A 19577-nucleotide genomic window follows, 5' to 3' on the forward strand; every position below is an offset into this window, starting at 1 on the left:
CGGCAGGAGGTAGCGGCTTGAGCGACGAAACCAGCGAAAAGCCCAAAATGGCCAAGCGCCCGCACGGGCTGGGCCGTGGCCTGTCCGCGCTGCTTGGCGATGTCGCGCGCGAAGAACCTGTCGCGGCGGTCGCGCCATCGCCATCGGGCAAGGCGATCCAGTCCATAGAGGTCGCGCTGATCCAGCCGCACCCGGAACAGCCGCGTCGCCATTTCGACGAAGGCGCGTTGCAGGAACTGGCCGAAAGCATCGGCAAACGCGGCGTGATCCAGCCGATCATCGTCCGGCCCCATGGTGGCGGCTTCCAGATCGTCGCGGGCGAACGCCGCTGGCGCGCGGCGCAGCGCGCCCATCTGCACCGCATCCCCGCGATCGTGCGCGATTTCGATGAGGCCGAAACGCTCGAAATCGCGCTGATCGAGAATATCCAGCGTGAAGATCTTAACCCGATCGAAGAGGCGGAAGCCTATCGCAAGCTGATCGCCGAATTCAGCCATAGCCAGGAAGCGCTCGGCCGCCTGGTCGGCAAATCGCGCAGCCATGTCGCCAATCTCATGCGCCTGCTCGATCTGCCAGCAACGGTGCAGCAGCAGGTGGTCGAACAGAAAATCAGCATGGGCCATGCCCGCGCGCTGATTGGCGCGCCCGATTGCGAGGCGCTGGCGCGGCAGGTCGAACAAAAGGGGCTGTCCGTCCGTGATACCGAACAGCTGGTTCGCCGGGTCAAGAAGGGCGAGGACGCACCGGCCGCACGGCGCGGCGGCGGTTCGGGCGACAAGGATGCGGATATTGCCGCGCTGGAGCAGCATCTGGCCGACATATTGGGGCTGAAGGTCGATATCGATCATGCCAGCGGCGCGGGCGGCACGCTGTCGCTGCGCTATTCGACGCTCGACCAGCTCGATATGCTGTGCCAGCGTCTGTCGGGCGAACGCATTTAGGCGACCATGGGGTAGCGCGCTGCCGACCGTGAATCGCCATATGCGACATGGGCGAAGTTTGAAGAGTTTGAACCAAAGCAGACTGGTCTTTTACCCACCCGCTCCCTAGGTTGCGGGCATGGCCGACATGCAAAGCTCTACCGCCGCTCCCACGATCATCCGCCGCTCGGATTATCGCCCGCCCGACTGGCTGGTCCCCGCCATCGCGCTGGATTTTGATCTCGACCCGGCGCTGACGATCGTTCGCGCAACGCTGTCGGTCACGCGCAATGGCGATCATGATCGACCGCTGCGCCTCGATGGCGACGGGTTGGTGCCGCTGGAGGTGAAGGTCGACGGCACGGCGCTGGCTGCGGATGACTGGCATATGGAGGCCGGGTCGCTGATCATCGCGTTGTCCGGCGCGGCGCACAGCATCGAAACGCTCGTCGAACTGGCCCCGGAAAGCAACAGCAAGCTGATGGGCCTCTACGCCAGCGGCGGCCTGCTCTGCACCCAGTGCGAGGCGGAAGGATTCCGGCGCATCACCTTCTTCCCCGATCGGCCCGACGTCCTGTCGTGCTACAGCGTCCGGCTGACCGCTGACAAGGCGCGCTTTCCCATCCTGCTGGCCAATGGCGATCCGGTCGACCAGGGCGTGCTGGATGATGATCGCCATTGGGCGCTCTGGAACGATCCCTTTCCCAAGCCCTGTTATCTGTTCGCGCTGGTTGCCGGTGACCTGGCCTGCAACGCCGATCGCTTCGTGACGATGAGCGGACGGGAGGTGCAGTTGGGTATATGGGTGCGCGAAGCCGATCTGCTCCGCACCGCGCACGCCATGCAGGCGCTCAAGAACAGCATGGCGTGGGACGAGCGCGTCTATGGCCGCGAATATGATCTGGACGTGTTCAACATCGTCGCCGTGGCCGATTTCAATTTTGGCGCGATGGAGAATAAAGGCCTTAACATCTTCAATTCGCGCTACATATTGGCCGATCCCGAAACCGCGACCGACATTGATTATGACGGGGTCGAAGGCGTCGTCGCGCACGAATATTTCCACAACTGGTCGGGCAACCGCGTCACCTGCCGCGACTGGTTCCAGTTGAGCCTGAAGGAAGGATTCACGGTCTTTCGCGACCAGAATTTTTCCGCCGACATGGGTAGTCACGCGGTCAAGCGAATCGAGGACGTCCGCATCTTGCGCGCCGCCCAGTTCCAGGAGGATAGCGGCCCGCTCGCGCACCCGATCCGTCCTGAATCCTATATGGAAATCAGCAACTTCTACACCGCGACCATCTATAATAAGGGGGCGGAGATCATCCGCATGATGGCGCTGATGCTGGGTGCTGAACGCTTCCGCGCCGGCAGCGATCTCTATTTCGACCGGCATGACGGGCAGGCCGCGACCTGCGAGGATTTCGTGGTCGCGATGGAAGAGGGCGGAGGCATAGACCTGACCCAGTTCCGCCGCTGGTATGAGCAGGCGGGCACACCGCATGTCCGCGCGCTGCTGCGCCATGACGTAGCGACCGGCACGGTTGACCTCCATCTGCAACAGAGCATCCCGCCAACCCCCGGCCAGCCCGAAAAGCAGCCCATGGCAATTCCGCTGCGGGTCGCCTTGTTCGATCCCGCTACCGGCACGCATCATGGCGATGAATTGCTGATGCTGACGGAGGTGCAGCAGAATGTTCGTTTCGAAGGTTTCGCTGCCCCGCCGATCCTGTCGATCAACCGCGGCTTTTCCGCCCCGGTGATCGTGGAAACCAACCGCAGCCAGGATGACCTCGCCTTTCTGTCGGCGCGGGACGACGATCCGTTCGCGCGCTATGAAGCGATGCAGCAGCTGATGGTCAACGTTCTGGTCGGCGCGATCGCGGGGCAGCCAGTCGATGACGCCGCCGTCGTCGCAGCGGTGCGCAATACGATCAGCGATCCGCTGCTGAACCCTGCCTTCGTCGCCGAAGCCATCCGTCTGCCCAGCGAAGCCTATCTGGGCGACCAGATGGCGGTGGTCGACCCCGATGCCATCCATGCAGCGCGGGAATCGCTGCAACGGCGGATCGGCGCGGATCTGGCGCCGCTATGGCGCGACATTCACAGCCGCACCAAAGCGAACGGCTTTTCGCTGTCGCCGGCGGCCAAAGGTGCGCGCAAGCTGCGCAACGCAGCGCTGCATTATCTGGTGGCGTCGGGCGCGGAGGATGGCCCCGCCATTGCCTTCGCCCAGTTCCACGAGGCGGACAATATGACCGAGCGGCAGGCAGCGCTCGCCACGCTGGCCAATGGGACCAGCATGGAACGCGACGCGGCGATCGACATATTCTACAACCGCTACGGCCATGACGCGCTGACGCTCGACAAATGGTTCCAGACCCAGGCGTTCGCGCTGCATCCCGATACGGTCGATCAGGTCGAGGAACTGGGAAGGCACAAGGCCTTCACTCTGTCCAATCCAAACCGGGTGCGGTCCCTCTATGGCGCATTTTCGGGCAACCAATGGGCGTTCCACCATCGATCGGGCAAAGGGTATCAACTGGTGGCCGACTGCATCATCGCGCTCGACAAGCGCAATCCGCAGACCGCGGCACGGCTGGTCCCGCCCCTGGGGCGTTGGAAGCGTTTCGATGCTGATCGGGCCGGGTTGATGCGTGCGCAATTGTCACGCATCCTGGCGCAGCCGGGCCTGTCGAAGGATGTCACCGAACAGGCCAGCAAAAGCCTGGAGTGAGGGGCAGGCTGGCTTAGCTGCCGTTCGGGCCGCCGCCCGGACCGCTGCCGCCGGCATTGCCGCCCATGCCGCCAGCGCCGACCGCACCGATATTGCCGAATATCTCGTCAAACAGGCTGCGGTTGCGACCCAGCGTCGGCGTCTTGTCGCCCATGGGCGAAATATGGGCGACCTGTTCCAGCCCCATGCGATCCACCGCTGCAACATTGCCCGCTGCGTCGAAATGGACGCGCAGCACCGTCTGGGCGACGGGCTTGGGGTTGGAGAAGGCCAGCGCGCGCATGTCGCGCGATACATAATACCAGTCCTGCTCGCCAAATTGCGAGACGAAGCTGGGACGACCCAGCGTGCCTTCCACCGATGCGCGATTGTCGATGCCCGGCTGGACCGAATCGACCAGCAGCTTGTCGACCTGATAGCCCTGATGGGTGCGGATGCGGGTGCAGCCCGATGCTCCCAGCACCAGCGCGCCCAGGCCAAGAGCCAACAGGACACGCCCGCGTGTGGAATGACGGCTGAACTGACGCATGGACTTCTCCTGGCGGAACGCTCCCGCGAACCCAATAAACATGACGCCGCCATTGCATTGGGCAGCGGCTCGATCAATATGGAAATGCGTCGCTCCCGGCAAGGGGCGACACTTGGCAAGACGGTGCTCCGTCGAACGATCCATCTTAAAAAAGCATAGTCCCCATGTCCACAGCCTCCCCTTCCTTCCTCCAGCGCCTGTTTGGCCGCACCGATCCCAAGGATGGACTGCTGCCGCTCTACAATGTCATCGTCGCGCAGGGGCGGCAGCCGCACTGGTATATCGACGGCGCGGTGCCCGACACGCTGGACGGACGATTCGACATGATCGTCGCGGTCCTGGCGCAGGTGCTGATGCGGCTGGAGCAGCAGGGCGCAACGCAGGAAAGCGTCTGGCTGACCGAATTGTTCGTCGACGACATGGACGGCCAGTTGCGCCAGGAAGGCATAGGCGATGTCGTGGTCGGCAAGCATATCGGCCGGATGGTGAGCGCGCTGGGCGGCCGGATCAGCGCCTATCGTGCCGCGCTGGCCGGGGAAGCCGACATGGCCGACGCGCTGCGCCGCAACCTCTATCGCGGCGCACCGGTGAGCGACGCCGCGCTGGCCCATGTTGAAGGCGCGTTGCGGGAACGCTGGACGCGGCTGGGCTGCCTGACCCGCGATGCGATGCTGGCGGGGGACCTGGGATGAGCGCGCTGCCGACGCCCGAATTTTCGCGCCCCGTCCGGCTGGACCAGATCGGCCATATCAGCGGCAGCACCAGCATCGTCGCCGACGCGACCGAGCGGGAAGCGCTGATGCGCCGGTTCGGCCTGCTGGCGCTCGATGCGCTGGAGGCGGACTATCGAATCAGTGAGGAGAATGGCAGCATCTTCGCACGCGGTCGGGTGCGGGCCAGCCTGGCGCAGGCCTGTGTCGCAACAGGCCAGCCGGTGGCAGAAACCATCGACACAGATTTCCTGCTCCGCTTCGTTCCTGACGATGAGGATGTCGTCGAAGGCGCTGAAATGGAGCTGGACGCCGAAGATTGCGACACGATCGGCTATAGCGGCAACAGCATCGACATGGGCGAAGCCGTCGCCGAGACAGTGGCGCTGGCGATGGCGCCCTATCCCCGCGCGCCCGATGCCGACGCCATTTTGCGCGAAGCAGGCGTGTTGCAGGAGGATCAGGCCGGTCCCTTTGCCGCTTTGCTGGCACTCAAGGGCAAGGAATAAGTCGCGGTCGCGGCTACGCTGTTTTCCTTTCGTTCCTGTCATGGCATAAGATCGGGCCATGGACGCCCCGCCGCCATCGCTGCGCAAGATCATCCATATCGACATGGACGCTTTCTATGCGTCGGTGGAACAGCGGGACAATCCCGCGCTGCGCGGCCAGCCGATCGCGGTCGGCGGGGGCGGCCCGCGCGGGGTGGTCGCCACGGCCAGCTATGAGGCGCGGGCGTTCGGGGTGAAGTCTGCCATGCCCGGGGCACGGGCGCGGCGGCTCTGCCCCGACCTCATCTTCGTGCCGCCGCGATTCGACGCCTATCGCGCGGTGTCCGGGCAGATCCGGGCGATCTTCGCGCGCTTTACCGACATGATCCAGCCGCTCTCGCTCGACGAAGCCTATCTGGACGTCACCGTGAACAAGCCGGGCATCGCGTCCGCGACGCAGGTGGCGGCGGAGATTCGCGCGCTGATTCGCGCGGAAACCGGGCTCACCGCCTCGGCCGGCGTGTCTTATAACAAGCTGATCGCCAAGCTGGCGTCGGACCAGAACAAGCCCGACGGAATATGCGTCGTGCGGCCAAGCGAAGGCCCGGCCTTTATCGCCGCCATGCCGGTGCGGCGCATTCACGGCGTGGGGCCAGTGACGGCGGCGCGGATGCACGCGCTGGGGATCGAGACGGGGGCAGACCTGCGCGCGCGCGACCTGCCCTTCCTTCAGGCGCATTTCGGCAACGCCGCCCAATATTATTACCGGGCCGCCCGCGGGCAGGACGACCGGCCAGTGCGCGAACGCGAGCAGCGCAAGTCAGTGAGTGTCGAGGACACATTTTTTGACGACCTGACCGATCGGGATCGGCTGGTGGCGGAGATAGAGCGAATCGCCACCAGCCTGTGGGGCCGGATCGAAAAGGCGCAGGCCTGGGGCCGGACGGTGACGCTCAAGATCAAATTCGCCGACTTCCGTATCATCACCCGATCGCGCAGCTTTGCAACGCCGGTGCGCTCCCCCGACTTGCTGGCGCAAGCGGCGCGGGACTTGCTGCTGGCCCAGCTACCGCTGCGCATGGGCGCGCGGTTGTTGGGACTGGGGGTGCATAATCTGGAAGTGGAGGAGGAAGCGGGGCAGGGCGATCAACTGGCGCTGGGGTTATAATCCCCAGCCGTCAGTCCGCACGCCGATGATCGCCCCTTAAAATGGCAGCCAGGTCCGCTTTTCGCTGAACTTCATGTAACCGGCATTGACGCCCAGCCGATAGCCGACGCCAAGACGGATCGGGATCAGTACGACATTGCCCCAGCGCAGATAGCTGGCTGTGAAACCGCCCACCAGATAGGCGGTGCCTTCGGCCGCCGGGAAGCGGTGATAAAGATCCTGCGTGTCGTATAGATTGTAGACCAGCACGAAGGTGTTGGCCGCATTGCCGCCGACATCGAAGCCGATCGATGGCCCTGTCCAATAGACTTCGCGCTTGCCCTCAACCTTGTGATTGAGCGTGCCGGACCCATAGCGCAGGCCGACAACGAAAGCGCCCGACGCCTCACGCCCGGCGATATAGGCGTTCGGGCGACCCTGATCCTTCAATATTTTTTCGATAAGGCCAGCCAGCCCTTCCGCGCCCTTGCCGAACACGCCTTCCGCCGCGCCGATCAGATCGTCCTGCTGATAGGAATCGCTGGGCGCGATGGCGGCAGGCGGGGATGATTCCGTAACGGGCGCGCCGGTTGCGGTGGTGCCGGACGTGACGGCGCTGTTGGCCGGGCTGTCATTATAGACGCTGGGATCGACGCCGGGTTCTGTAGGGGCAGGGCGCGCGGGTGGCGGCGGCGCGAGATCGGCGTCGATCGCGGTGTTGGGATCGATGGTGCGCACCTGGGCAGACGCCACCGGGCTGAGCGCCAGCCCCGCCAGCGCCACGACCAGCGCGCCTGCGCTTGCCAGGCGGGCGCCCTTCCGTCCCATAATCCCGATCATGCCCGATGCTCCCCGCAAATTTCCATCTTAACCATCCCCCAGACTATCGGCTTTCAACCTGAAACGACAATGAACGAACGTCCACCTGAGTCGATTCCGGGCCGGAACGATTTACAGGCATGACATTAGCGCAAAAAATCCCCGAACAGGACCGTTGCCATGCGCCAAAGCCGTCGCTATAGGACACGTCGCCTAGCCGCAGCCCCGCCCCAAGCGGGCGTTCAGGCCATGTTTGGAGACGTGGGTGAGTGGCTGAAACCAACGGTTTGCTAAACCGTCGTAGGGATAACTCCTTACCGAGGGTTCGAATCCCTCCGTCTCCGCCACCCTTTTTTCGGACTGAACCGATGATCCGCGCCCGTTTCGGCACTTTGCGCGGCCTGGTCCGCCTGATCTTGTCCTATCCGCAACTGGCGCTGGGCTTGTCCGCAAGTCGCTCGCCTGATCCCGCGCAGGTGCGGCGGCTGGTGTTCGTGTGTCAGGGCAATATCTGCCGCAGCGCCTTTGCCGATGTCGTGGCGCGCAGGGTGGGGCTGCGGTCCGCGTCTTTCGGGCTGTCGACCACCACGGGGCGGGCCGCGCATGATCCCGCCATCGCCGCCGCCCGTGCCTTGGGTCATGATCTGGCGCAGCATCGTGCGGTCGACATGGCGGATTATGTGCCGCTGGCGGGCGACCTGCTGCTGGCGATGGAGGTGCGGCAATTGCACCGGCTGGCCGCCGATCCGCGCCTCAACCATCTGCCGCGGACGTTGCTTGGGCGGTGGACGGTGCCGGTGCTGCCGCATCTGCACGATCCCTATGGGTTGGACGACCTTTATATGGCGACCTGCCTTGCCCGAATCGAACAGGCGGTCGAGCGGCTGGTCAGCGCTTTCCCCCACGCACGGCTTTTCTGAACATCTGCGCCATATCCCGCATCCAGGGGCGGGGATCGGACAGCGTCAGCACATAATAGCGGGTTGCCGGGTCGAAAAAGCCCAGCACATAGCCGAACAGATCCCTGACTGGCCGCCGTTTGAAGAACGGATCGCTGATGCGTCCCGGCGCAATCCACAGGCGTATGAGACGCTTGGTTTCCGGCACCATATAGCGCGCGCGCAGATCATCGCGCGGCGGTGGCGCCGGGTCACGCTGGCCCAGCACGGTACGGCGATAGGCTTCCCAGGCGAAATGCGCGCCACAATGGCGGGCCAGCGGCAAGCTGCCCCAGAAACGGCCATTGACCTCCATCAGCCAATAGCGTCCGCTGTCCGGCTCATAGCGATATTCGACCATCGCCTGCCCGTCCCAGTCGAGCGCGCGCAACAATTGTTCGGACAGCGCCATCTGATCGCCATGCAGGTCCGCCGGTTCGGCCCGGCACAGCGTGGATACGCCTCCTTCGGGGGGCCATTCGTGCAGGCGGCGATGCTGGAAGCGCAGCGTCGCCTGTCCCTGTTCCATGTAGAGCATCTGCCCCAGGCCGACGCCCCGGCAATATTGCTGGATCAACGGCCAAAGGCCTACAGGCGCGTAGCGGTCCAGCAGTCCGACCAGCTCTTGCGGCGTGTGGACATATTCGGTCTTGAGCCATTCAAGCCCGGCCTGCTCCAAGATTGGCATGATCGCGGGCGGATTGGCCCATTTGGCGACCAGCGGATAATGCATCGTCGCGACACGGGCGGCAAAATCCTCGCCGATCTGCGGTTGCCAGGTCTGCGGGACGCGCAGGCCAGCCTTTTCGGCAATGTCCAGCGTTCGGAATTTGTCGATGACCTTGGCCAGCCGGTCGGGCCGGGGCACCAATATGTGGCAATCGCCGATCGTGGGTGGCAGTTCCGCCAGTTCCAGCAGGTCTGATTCGGACACGGCCAGCACCGCGCCCGCGCCGGTGCGGGCGATCATGTCCGGCAGCCAGAGCGCGGCAGGGCCGTCGGGGCGCAAGTGCGACCGGGTGCAGTGGCGAGAGGCCGCGCCCACGCTGTCCGCATCGCCCGCGACGCCGTGCACGGGCACGCCATGCTCGCCCAGTTCACGCACGACCGTCAGGCCGATGGCGTTTTCCAGACCCAGGACGATGGCGCCGGGCAGGGCTGTCACGCAGGCACCAGCCGATGTTCGTAGCGCCATGTCGACCAGGCCTGCTGGGCAATCCGCAACCCGGTGCGCAGACGACTGGGCGGCACGCGGGTCAGGCTGCGGCCAGCGCGATCGGCCAGATCGCCGGGCAGGTCGTGGAAGCCTGCGCCACGGATCTGCGGTAGGCGGGCCGCCTCCCGGCAGAGCGCGACGAACCGCGCCTTGACCGCGCCATTGGGGCGTTGCCGGTCGCGGGACAGCATTTCGAAACTATGGGTGACAATGACGAAGGCATCATGGCCTTCCTGTGCAGCATGGCGCAGCCCCGCGCGCATTTCGGCGGCGGACATGGCGCAGATTTGCGCCGGACGAAAGCGGCCGGGCCGGTCGGATATGCCCGATACCGGCAATTCACTGATACCGTGCAGGCGGCTTGCGCCTATCTCGCCCGGATCGGCATCGATATGGCAGTCATGGCCCAGATAGGCGGGATTGACGCTGCTGTCCCAGGACAGGCCGATTGCCGCAAGGGCGCGCAGCGTGTCGTCATTGGCCCCGAAATTACCCGCGCGAAAGGCGGTGATGGCGGGCGCCCCGGCCTGTTCCAGCAGCTGCCTGGCCAAGCCCAGCAGGACGATCTGGTCCGCCAGCGTGAAATCGCCGATGTTGCGGCCCTGTCGTCCACCGACCGGCGATTCCTTCGCCCAGGCGAGCCATTCGGTGTGGACGTGCATCTGCACTTCATGGCCGCGCTCCACGATCGCGGTGACGATCGGGGTCAGAAAATCGGCGCCGTGGACCAGCGCGGGCAGGGGATCGAGGAAGAACACGCCTTTCAGGCCATGGCGGTCGAGCATGTCCATCTGCCAGCCTATGCCATGCGCCTGCCCCTGCGCTTCGGCCCAGATCGAACGGCGGATATTGTCATCCAGGTCGACGCCGCGCTGCTGGAGCGAGGCGGACAGTTCCGTATCGACGGTGATGAGCAGCGCGGTCATGGGCGATCCGGTCGTGGGGAGGCAATTGGACAGCAATAGGGATCAGGAGTTAAGGACCGGTGATATGTCCCCAATATGTCCTCTGGTCCACATATTGGAAAGATAGCATCGGGCCGTCAATCCGCCGCCATCCCTATCCGACGCTGCGACAATGCCCGCCCCGTCACGCGAGCAGCGAAAATTCCCCGTAATTGCCCTGAAAGAACAGCAAGGGGCTTTCAGGCCGGTCGACTTCCAGCGCGATGACCTTGCCCAGCACGATATAATGGTCGCCCGCCTCATGCACCGCGTCCAGCGTGCAGTCGATCCAGGCGACGACATTGTCCAATATCGGTGATCCATTGGCCGATACACGGTGCGAGACGCCGGCAAACTTGTCCTCGCCGCGCCCGGACAATTGGCGGCACAGTGCCTGCTGGTCGCTGGCCAGCACATTGACGCAGAATTTGCCGACCGCAGCCAGACGTGGCCAGCTTTGCGATGTTTTGGCCGGGAAGAAGGCGACCAGCGGCGGATCAAGCGAGACGGAGGTGAAGGAGCCGACAACCATGCCGACGGGTGCGCCGTCCGCCTCTACGGCGGTGACGACGCATACGCCGGTGGGATAATGGCCCAGCACCCGGCGGAAGGTTGCGCTGTCGAAACTGATAACGTCACTCATGCGGACTCTCCCCTGCACCCCATCATGTTTCCTTGCTGCCACAGGATGGGGTGCGATTTTATGTCGATCAAAGCGCAATCCCGCCCGCCGCCAGCACTGCCAGCGTCAGCAGTTCCGATGCGTTGGACGCCATCGTCGCAATCTGTACCGATTTTTCCATGCCCACCAGCACCGGGCCGATCATCGACGTGCCGCCCAGTTCGCGCAGCAGCTTGGCCGAGATATTGGCCGATTGCAGGCCGGGCATCACCAGCACATTGGCGGGACCGGACAGGCGGCTGAACGGATAGCTCTTCATGACCGCCGGGTTGAGCGCCACATCGGCGGTCATTTCGCCTTCATATTCGAAATCGACGCCGCGTTCGTCGAGCAATTTCACCGCGCCGCGCACATTTTCCAGAAACGCGCCGGGCGGGTTGCCGAAATTGGAGTAGGAGAGGAAGGCGACGCGCGGATCATGGCCCATGCGGCGGGCCACGGCGACGGTGCCTTCTGCTATATCGGCCAGTTCGTTCGCCGTCGGGCGCTCGTTGACGGTGGTGTCGGCCAGGAACACGGTCTTGTCCTTGGCCACCATGACATGGATGCCGAACGGGGTGCGTCCTGCCGCCGGGTCCATCACCCGCTTCACCTCCCGCAATGTCTGCGCATAGGGGCGGGTCATGCCGGTGATCATCGCATCGGCCACGCCCATCCGGACCAGCAATGTGCCGAAAATATTGCGATCGCGGTTCACCATCCGCTCGCAATCGCGGCGCAGATAGCCGCGCCGTTGCAGGCGCGCATAGAGCAGGTCGACCATTTGCGGGACCAGCGGCGAATTGACGCTGTTGTGCAGTTCGAAACTGTCGGGATCGCGCACGCCCAGCGCCTTAAGCTTGTCGACCACATCGCCGCGACCGACCAGCACCGGGATGCCATAGCCCAGGTCGCGGAACTGGATCGCCGCGCGCAACACCACTTCCTCTTCCGCTTCGGCAAAGACGACGCGCTTGGGATTGGCCTTGGCCACTTCATAGGCCGTGGTCAGGACCGATGTGGTCGGGTTCAGCCGGCCCTTCAACGACTGGCGATAGGCGGCCATGTCGGCGATCGGCTTTTGCGCCACGCCGCTGTCCATCGCCGCCTGCGCGACGGCGGACGGCACCACTTCCATCAGGCGCGGGTCGAACGGGGCGGGGATGATATAGTCGGGTCCGAAACTGTGCGAACGGCCATAGGCCTTGGCCACTTCCTCCGGCACCTGTTCGCGCGCCAGTTCGGCGATGGCATGGGCGGCGGCGACCTTCATCGCTTCGTTGATCGTCGTCGCCCGCACGTCCAGCGCGCCGCGGAAGATGAAGGGGAAGCCGATGACATTGTTGACCTGGTTGGGATAGTCCGACCGGCCCGTCGCCACGATCGCTTCGGGGCGCACCGCCTTCGCATCGGGCGGGGTGATTTCCGGGTCGGGATTGGCCATCGCAAAGATGATCGGCTTTTCGCCCATATCCTTGACCATGTCCGGCGTCACCGCGCCCTTGACCGACAGACCAAGGAATACGTCCGCGCCCTTCATCGCTTCCTTCAGCGTGCGCGCGTCGGTCCTGACTGCATGGGCCGATTTCCACTGGTTCATGCCTTCGGTGCGACCCTGGTAGATCACGCCCTTGCTGTCGCACATGATGACATTGTCACCCGCCACGCCCAGCGCCTTGATCAGTTCGGTGCAGGCGATCGAGGCCGCGCCCGCGCCATTGACCACGACTTTCAGGTCTTTCAATTCGCGCCCGGTCAGCATCGCGGCGTTGATGACGCCTGCGGCCGCGATGATCGCGGTGCCATGCTGGTCGTCATGAAATACCGGAATGTTCATCCGCTCCTTGAGCGCCTGTTCGATGATGAAACATTCGGGCGCCTTGATATCCTCAAGGTTGATGCCGCCGAATGTCGGTTCCATCAGTTCCACCGCCTCGATGAAGCGGTCGACATCCTCGGTCTTGAGTTCAATGTCGATGCTGTCCACGTCGGCAAAGCGCTTGAAGAGCACCGCCTTGCCCTCCATCACCGGCTTGGATGCGAGCGCGCCGAGGTTGCCAAGGCCCAGAATCGCCGTGCCGTTGGTGATGACGGCGACCAGATTGCCCTTGGCGGTATAATCATAGGCGGTGGCGGGGTCCGCCGCGATGGCCAGCACGGGCACCGCAACGCCGGGGGAATAGGCCAGCGACAGGTCGCGCTGGGTCGCCATGGGTTTGGACGCGATGATCTCGATCTTGCCGGGGCGTCCGGTCGAATGGAAAAACAGCGCCTCGCGCTCGGAAAATTCCACATTCGACTTGTCGGTCATCACTCATCCGCCCTTTGCTGTCCGTTGCGTCGGCCCTAGCGGCAAGCGCGCCTTGTGGGCAAGTGCGAGAAGGCTTCTTTCCTGCTGTGCCGCTTGGCGCTATCCGGGCTTCATGCCCAGCGCCCCGAACGACATCGCGATCCAGCCCGCCCCTACGCCCATGATGGCGCAATATCTGGCGCTCAAGGCTCAGGCGAATGACTGCCTGCTCTTCTACCGCATGGGGGATTTCTTCGAACTATTCTTCGACGATGCGAAGGCAGCGGCCGCGACGCTCGACATCGCGCTGACCAGTCGGGGCGAACATGGCGGGGTGCCGATCCCGATGTGCGGCGTGCCGGTGCACAGCGCGGAAGGCTATCTGGCCCGGTTGATCAAGGCGGGCCACCGGGTCGCCATCGCCGAACAGACCGAAACGCCGGCGCAGGCCAAGGCGCGCGGCGGCAAGACGCTCGTGGCGCGGGACATCGTCCGCTATGTAACGGCGGGCACGCTGACCGAGGAAACATTGCTCGATTCCCGTCGCGACAACATGCTGGTCGCGCTGGCGCAGGTGGGCGGAGAGGGCGAGGTCGGCCTGGCCGCCGCCGACATCTCGACCGGCCGGTTCGAAACGATGACCTGCCGACCCGCCGATCTGCCCGCCGAACTCGCCCGCCTGCGCCCCAGCGAGACGGTGGTGGCAGAAGGGGCGACGCTCGACATAGCCGACGCGCATATGTTCGATCGCGCCGCCTTTTCCAGCAGCCGCGCCGAAACCGCGCTCAAACGGCTGTTCGGGGTCGCGACACTGGACGGGTTCGGGCAGTTCAGCCGCGCTGAACTGGCGGCGATGGGCGGGTTGATCGGCTATCTCGACCATGCGGGCAAGGGGACATTACCCTTCCTTGCGCCACCCCTGCGCCAGACGAGCGGCGGCCATGTCGCCATCGATGCGGCGACGCGCGAGAGCCTGGAAATTGTCGCGACGATGAATGGCGCGCGGGCGGGCAGCCTGCTGGGCGCGGTCGATCGCACCGTGACGGGGGCGGGGGCGCGGCTGTTGGCGCAGGATCTGTCTGCGCCGCTGATGGATATGGGCCTGATCGATGCGCGGCTGGGGCTGGTACAATTGTTCCATGACGATGCGGGGCTGCGCGACCAGTTGCGTGGCGCTTTGCGCGCGCTGCCGGACATTGGCCGGGCGCTGGGCCGGGTCGCGGTGGGCCGGGGCAGCCCGCGCGACCTTGGCCAGTTGCGCGATGGCCTTGGCGAAGCGCGCCTGTTGCGGGAGCGGCTGGGGCGTCTGCCCGACCAGCCGCTGCTGCTCGCCCGCCTGCTGCCCGCGCTCGATGGCCATGGCGCGCTGGTCGATAATCTGGCGCGCGCGCTGGTGCCTGCCCCGCCGACCGAAACGGCGAGCGGCGGCTATATTGCCGATGGCTATGATCCGGCGCTGGATGAATTGCGCCGCATGGCGGGCGATGGTCGCCGGGCGATCGCCGCGCTGGAGGCCAAATATCGCGCACAAACCGGCATCTCCGCCCTCAAGATCCGCCATAATGGCGTGCTGGGCTATCATGTCGAAGTCCCCGCCCGCGCCGCCGACACGCTGATGCAACCCGACAGCGGCTTTACCCATCGCCAGACACTGGCGGGCGTCGTGCGCTTCAACTCGGTCGATCTGCATGAGGAAGCCGGGCGCGTCGCGCAGGCGGGGGGACATGCGCTGGTCGCCGAAGCGGCCCATCTGGAAGACCTGATCGCCGCCGTCCTGGATCGCAAGGCGGACATTGCGCGCGCCGCCCAGGCCCTGGCCCGGCTGGATGTCGCCGCAGCGCTCGCCGAACGGGCGGCGGAGGGCGGCTGGCAGCGGCCCCATTTCGTGGTGGCGGACGGCGCCGGGCCATGCCTGGACATAGTCGGCGGCCGGCATCCGGTGGTGGAGGATGCGCTGCGGCGCGAAGGGCAACCCTTCGTCGCCAATGATTGCCGTCTGGTGCAGGACGACCGGCTCTGGCTGGTCACTGGCCCCAATATGGGCGGTAAATCCACTTTCCTGCGGCAAAATGCGCTGATCGTCATATTGGCGCAGGCAGGCGCCTATGTCCCGGCGCAGGCCGCGACGCTCAGTCTGGTCGACCGGCTGTTCAGCCGGGTCGGCGCGTCCGACAATCTGGCGCGGGGCCGCTCCACCTTCATGGTCGAGATGGTGGAAACCGCCGCGATCCTGGCGCAGGCGACCGCCGACAGCTTCGTCATTCTGGACGAGGTCGGGCGCGGCACATCCACCTATGACGGGCTTGCGCTCGCATGGGCGGTGGTGGAGGCGGTGCATGAGGTCAATCGCTGCCGCTGCCTGTTTGCCACCCATTATCATGAACTGACCCGGCTGGCGGAAAGCCTGTCCTCGCTCTCGCTCCATCATGTGCGTGCACGCGAGTGGAAGGGCGATCTGGTGCTGCTGCATGAACTGGCCGACGGGCCGGCCGATCGCAGCTATGGCCTAGCCGTCGCGCGGCTGGCGGGCCTGCCGGCCGCGGTCCTCAAGCGTGCCAAGGACGTGCTGGCCCGGCTGGAAGCGGGCAAGGCCAGGACGGGCGGCATCGCGGCGGGACTGGACGACCTGCCGCTGTTCGCCGCCGTCGCCGCCCAGCCCGAACCGCTGGTCGATCCGCTGCGCGCCGCGCTTGATGGCATTGATGCCGACGCATTGTCGCCGCGCGAAGCGCTCGATCACATATATCGGCTGAAACAACTGGCCGCGACCAGCGAGCAAGACTAGATAGCCATCATGGTCATGCAATTTCCCGCGCTGGGATCGCGCCGCGCGATCATCGATCGGCGTGCGATTTCCGACAATATCACCGCACAGGCGCAACTGCACCGGAGCGATCCGATGCTGCTGCGCGGCGTGATCGTCAAGGAATTGAAGGCGGCACTGGACGACGGCCGGGCCGAAATCGCCCGGCGGCTGCATGCCAAGCCCACGCGCGGTCGGGAGTCGGTGACGGCCTTTGCCTTCCTGATCGACCAGATTTTGCGCCTGCTCTATGACGCGACGACGCATCATCTCTACCCGTCGGGCAATCGCAGCACGGGCGAACGGATCGCCCTGATCGCGGTCGGCGGCTATGGCCGGGGCGAAATGGCGCCGCATAGCGATGTCGACATCGGCTTCATCACCCCATGGAAACCGACCGGCTGGACCGAGCAGGTCATCGAATCCATGCTCTATTCGCTCTGGGATCTTGGTCTGAAAGTCGGACACTCCAGCCGCTCGATTGACGAGACGATGCGGATGGCCAAGGCCGACCTCACGGTCCGCACCGCCCTGCTGGAGGCGCGCTATGTCTGGGGCGACCGGGCGCTGTATGAGGAAACATCAACCCGCTTCGACGCGGAAGTGATGCAGGGCACCGCGCGCGCCTTTGTCACCGACAAGCTGGCCGAGCGTGACGAGCGCCACAAAAGGATGGGCGACAGCCGCTATGTCGTCGAACCCAATGTGAAGGAGGGCAAGGGCGGCCTGCGCGACCTGCACACATTGTTCTGGATCGGCAAATATGTGAACCGGGTGCGCTCGGTGGCCGAACTGGTGGATGTCGGGCTGCTGACCCAGCTGGAACTGCGCCAGTTTCAGAAGGCGGAGGATTTCCTGTGGGCGGTGCGTTGCCACCTGCACACCATCACTGGCCGGGCGGAGGATCGGCTGACCTTCGACCTCCAGCTGGAAACCGCGACGCGGATGCGCTTTACCGGGCGGCATGGCCGGTCGGGGGTGGAGCGCTTCATGCGCTATTATTTCCTGAACGCCAAGATCGTGGGCGACCTGACGGCCATGTTCCTGGCCCATCTGGACGATCAGTTGGGGGCCAGGGGGCGGCGCTACATTCCCGCCCTGTTTCGCCGACCCAAGAAGCTGGACGGCTTCGTCCTGGAACGCGGTCGGCTGTCGCTGCCCAGCGATGATTTCTTTCAGGTCGATCCGGTCCGGCTCCTGGAAATCTTCGCCGTTGCCGACCGCCATGGCCTGGCCATCCACCCCGGCGCAATCCGCGCGGCCAGCCGCGACGCCGGGCTGATCACCGCCAAGGTGCGCAAGGATCCGCGCGCCAATGCGGCCTTCATGGATGTGCTCACATCCCCGCGCGATCCCGAAACCGTGTTGCGCTGGATGAACGAATCGACCGTTTTCGGGCGCTTCATCCCCGATTTCCGCCGCGTCGTGGCGCAGATGCAGTTCGACATGTACCACCATTATACGGTGGACGAACATACGATCCGCGCCGTTGGCCTGCTGGCCCGGATCGAAAAGGGCGACCTGCCCGGCGATCATCCGCTAGCGACCGAACTGATGGGCAAGCTGCTGTCGCGCCGCGTCCTGTACGTTGCAGTGCTGCTGCATGACATTGCGAAGGGACGGGGCGGGGACCATAGTATCCTGGGCGCGGACGTCGCCAAACAGCTGTGCCCGCGGCTGGGCCTGACCCCGGCGGAGACGGAAACGGTCGCCTGGCTGGTGCGCTATCATCTGCTGATGTCGGCCACCGCCTTCAAGCGCGACCTGGCCGATTACAAGACGATCCTGGATTTCGTCGATGTCGTACAAAGCCCGGAGCGGCTGCGCCTGCTACTCTGCCTGACCGTGGTGGATATTCGCGCAGTCGGGCCGGGGGTGTGGAACAGCTGGAAACGGCAGTTGCTGGGCGACCTGTACGAGGCCGCCGAAGAATTGCTGCGGCTGGGTCACAAGCAGAAGGGGCGCAGCGAGCGGGTCGCGGCCAAGCAGGAAGCGACGCGGCAGGCGTTGGGTCTGCCTGATGCGGAATTTGAACGGCTGCGTCGTCGGCTGCCCGAATCCTACTGGATCGCCGAGCCAGAGGATATTCTGATCCACAATGCGCAGCACATCCTGGCTTCTGCCGATGCGCCCCTGTCGATCGCCGCCCATTATTATCCGCAGCGCGGCGCGACGCTGGTGACGGTCTATGCCACCGACCATCCGGGGCTGTTCTATCGCATCGCGGGCGCCATCCATCTGGCGGGCGGCAACATCATCGACGCGCGCATCCACACGACGCGCGACGGCGTGGCGATCGACAATTTTCTGGTGCAGGACCCGTTCGGCGGCGCCTTTCATGATCCCGACCAGCTGACCCGCATCCGCAACGCGATCGAGGATTCGCTGTCCAATCGCCACCGGATGATTACCAAATTGTCGGCGCGCCCGCTGACCCGGACCCGTGCCGAAGCGTTCCGCATCGTCCCCAACGTGCTGATCGACAACAAGGCGTCGAACCGCTTCACCGTGGTGGAAATCAACGCTGCCGACCGGCCAGCCCTGCTGTTCAGCCTGGCCAATGCGTTGTTCCAGTCGAAGGTCACCGTCCATAGCGCCCATGTCGCCACCTATGGCGAACGCGCGGTCGACACATTCTATGTCACCGACCTGCTCGGCGGCAAGATCGAGAGCAAGGCGCGGTTGCAAACGCTTGAGCGCCGCCTGCTCGAAGCGGCAGGCGGCGAGGTGAATGAAGCGCTGGAGCGGGCTTAACCCGGCTGCGTTGCCAGCCAGGCCGCGACATCCGCCGCGACCTTGTTCGCTGCGGTATTGAGCGGCACGCCGATCGTGCCTGCCTCGATCTTGGCGCCGACCGGCACGGTGGCGGTAAAGCGCTGCCGCGCGATCACGGTGCCGCTGCCCTTGGTCAATATCGCGTCATAGGTCACGACCGCGCTGTTGCCCGGCGCATCCAGGCCAAAGGCGACGAGTTCGCCCATCAGCCGCTGGCCAGCGTCGCCCGCATATTGGCCTGGGTCCAGAACGATGCGGTTGCTGGTCGCGGCAATCGTCTCCGCCAGCAGTTTCTGGAACAGGTGGCGGGGCGTGTCGGCCCATTGCACCTTGGTCACATAGGCGATCGAGGTGGGCGACAGCTTCACCGGCACCCGCACCGTATCGAGCGTCTTGGGCGCTTCGGGATCGGCCACGGTCAGGCTTGGTCCCTGCGCGCCAGTCAGCAGGCGTCCCGGCGCGACGGTCTGCGTGGCGCTCAGCGCCAGCAATTGTTCTGGCGGCTTGGCGCCGAAGGAGACGCAGCCAGCCAACAGGAAGGCTGCGGTGAGCGCAACCGTGGCGCTGCGCGTTTGGCGGTTGAACATACGCCTTGTCCCT

15 protein-coding genes and 1 tRNA gene are annotated in these 19577 nt (G+C 64.9%); 9 read left to right on the forward strand and 7 right to left on the reverse strand.

Features of this window, described 5'->3' with window-relative positions; translation table 11 throughout:
* Positions 1 to 17: 17 nt before the first annotated feature.
* Both SX1_RS11775 and pepN read left to right on the forward strand, forming a co-directional pair.
* The gene (locus SX1_RS11775) at positions 18 to 941 is read left to right on the forward strand and encodes a ParB/RepB/Spo0J family partition protein (RefSeq protein ID WP_017183205.1); all 924 of its coding nucleotides are present in this window, start codon (positions 18 to 20) and stop codon (positions 939 to 941) included.
* Between the two features lie 118 nt (positions 942 to 1059).
* The gene (gene pepN / locus SX1_RS11780; RefSeq protein WP_019053146.1) at positions 1060 to 3657 is read left to right on the forward strand and encodes an aminopeptidase N; all 2598 of its coding nucleotides are present in this window, start codon (positions 1060 to 1062) and stop codon (positions 3655 to 3657) included.
* A 13-nt stretch (positions 3658 to 3670) separates the two neighbouring features.
* Here the strand turns inward: pepN and SX1_RS11785 are convergent, their stop codons facing one another.
* On the reverse strand, positions 3671 to 4186 hold the full coding sequence (locus tag SX1_RS11785) for an outer membrane protein assembly factor BamE (RefSeq protein ID WP_026002401.1): 516 nt from the start codon (positions 4184 to 4186) through the stop codon (positions 3671 to 3673).
* 164 nt (positions 4187 to 4350) lie between these two features.
* On the opposite strand from SX1_RS11785, the gene SX1_RS11790 reads away from it, so the two are divergent.
* From SX1_RS11790 to dinB, 3 genes are read left to right on the forward strand one after another with little or no spacing between them, the layout of a single operon-like run.
* A complete protein-coding gene (locus SX1_RS11790) occupies positions 4351 to 4878 on the forward strand; it encodes a ubiquinol-cytochrome C chaperone family protein (RefSeq protein ID WP_017183208.1) in 528 nt (175 codons plus the stop codon).
* Positions 4875 to 5405: a DUF177 domain-containing protein gene (locus tag SX1_RS11795; RefSeq protein WP_019053147.1), complete on the forward strand. Its 531-nt coding sequence runs from the start codon at positions 4875 to 4877 to the stop codon at positions 5403 to 5405. The genes SX1_RS11790 and SX1_RS11795 overlap by 4 nt, the downstream gene beginning before the upstream one ends.
* A gap of 58 nt (positions 5406 to 5463) precedes the next feature.
* Positions 5464 to 6552, forward strand: a complete 1089-nt coding sequence (gene dinB, locus SX1_RS11800) for a DNA polymerase IV (protein ID WP_019053148.1) — start codon at positions 5464 to 5466, stop codon at positions 6550 to 6552.
* 36 nt (positions 6553 to 6588) lie between these two features.
* Here dinB and SX1_RS11805 read toward each other — a convergent pair whose 3' ends face one another.
* Positions 6589 to 7371, reverse strand: a complete 783-nt coding sequence (locus SX1_RS11805; RefSeq protein WP_019053149.1) for a DUF1134 domain-containing protein — start codon at positions 7369 to 7371, stop codon at positions 6589 to 6591.
* A gap of 234 nt (positions 7372 to 7605) precedes the next feature.
* Between SX1_RS11805 and SX1_RS11810 the strand changes: the two genes are divergently transcribed.
* Both SX1_RS11810 and SX1_RS11815 read left to right on the forward strand, forming a co-directional pair.
* A tRNA-Ser gene (locus SX1_RS11810) sits at positions 7606 to 7697 on the forward strand.
* Positions 7698 to 7718: 21 nt separating this feature from the next.
* On the forward strand, positions 7719 to 8270 hold the full coding sequence (locus tag SX1_RS11815; RefSeq protein ID WP_019053150.1) for an arsenate reductase/protein-tyrosine-phosphatase family protein: 552 nt from the start codon (positions 7719 to 7721) through the stop codon (positions 8268 to 8270).
* On the opposite strand, the gene SX1_RS11820 is transcribed toward SX1_RS11815, so the two are convergent.
* From SX1_RS11820 to SX1_RS11835, 4 genes are all read right to left on the reverse strand, one after another.
* The gene (locus tag SX1_RS11820; protein WP_019053151.1) at positions 8239 to 9453 is read right to left on the reverse strand and encodes a carboxylate--amine ligase; all 1215 of its coding nucleotides are present in this window, start codon (positions 9451 to 9453) and stop codon (positions 8239 to 8241) included. The two genes, SX1_RS11815 and SX1_RS11820, sit on opposite strands and share 32 nt — an antisense overlap.
* Entirely contained in the window at positions 9450 to 10430 is a 981-nt protein-coding gene (locus SX1_RS11825; RefSeq protein ID WP_019053152.1) for a polysaccharide deacetylase family protein, read from the reverse strand. Before SX1_RS11825 ends, SX1_RS11820 begins: the two co-directional genes overlap by 4 nt.
* A gap of 163 nt (positions 10431 to 10593) precedes the next feature.
* Positions 10594 to 11091 (reverse strand): flavin reductase family protein, encoded by a 498-nt coding sequence (locus SX1_RS11830; RefSeq protein WP_019053153.1) that lies wholly within the window; start codon positions 11089 to 11091, stop codon positions 10594 to 10596.
* Between the two features lie 67 nt (positions 11092 to 11158).
* Entirely contained in the window at positions 11159 to 13420 is a 2262-nt protein-coding gene (locus SX1_RS11835; protein ID WP_019053154.1) for an NADP-dependent malic enzyme, read from the reverse strand.
* 112 nt (positions 13421 to 13532) lie between these two features.
* On the opposite strand from SX1_RS11835, the gene mutS reads away from it, so the two are divergent.
* Positions 13533 to 16184: a DNA mismatch repair protein MutS gene (mutS, locus tag SX1_RS11840; protein WP_019053155.1), complete on the forward strand. Its 2652-nt coding sequence runs from the start codon at positions 13533 to 13535 to the stop codon at positions 16182 to 16184.
* Positions 16185 to 16193: 9 nt separating this feature from the next.
* Positions 16194 to 18956 carry a [protein-PII] uridylyltransferase gene (locus SX1_RS11845; protein ID WP_026149701.1) on the forward strand — a complete coding sequence of 921 codons (2763 nt, stop codon included), beginning with the start codon at positions 16194 to 16196 and terminating at the stop codon, positions 18954 to 18956.
* On the opposite strand, the gene SX1_RS11850 is transcribed toward SX1_RS11845, so the two are convergent.
* Positions 18953 to 19564 (reverse strand): ABC-type transport auxiliary lipoprotein family protein, encoded by a 612-nt coding sequence (locus SX1_RS11850; RefSeq protein ID WP_019053157.1) that lies wholly within the window; start codon positions 19562 to 19564, stop codon positions 18953 to 18955. The two genes, SX1_RS11845 and SX1_RS11850, sit on opposite strands and share 4 nt — an antisense overlap.
* Positions 19565 to 19577 lie beyond the last annotated feature (13 nt).

The organism is Sphingobium xenophagum NBRC 107872, assembly GCF_000367345.1.
Classification (GTDB): Bacteria; Pseudomonadota; Alphaproteobacteria; order Sphingomonadales; family Sphingomonadaceae; genus Sphingobium; species Sphingobium xenophagum.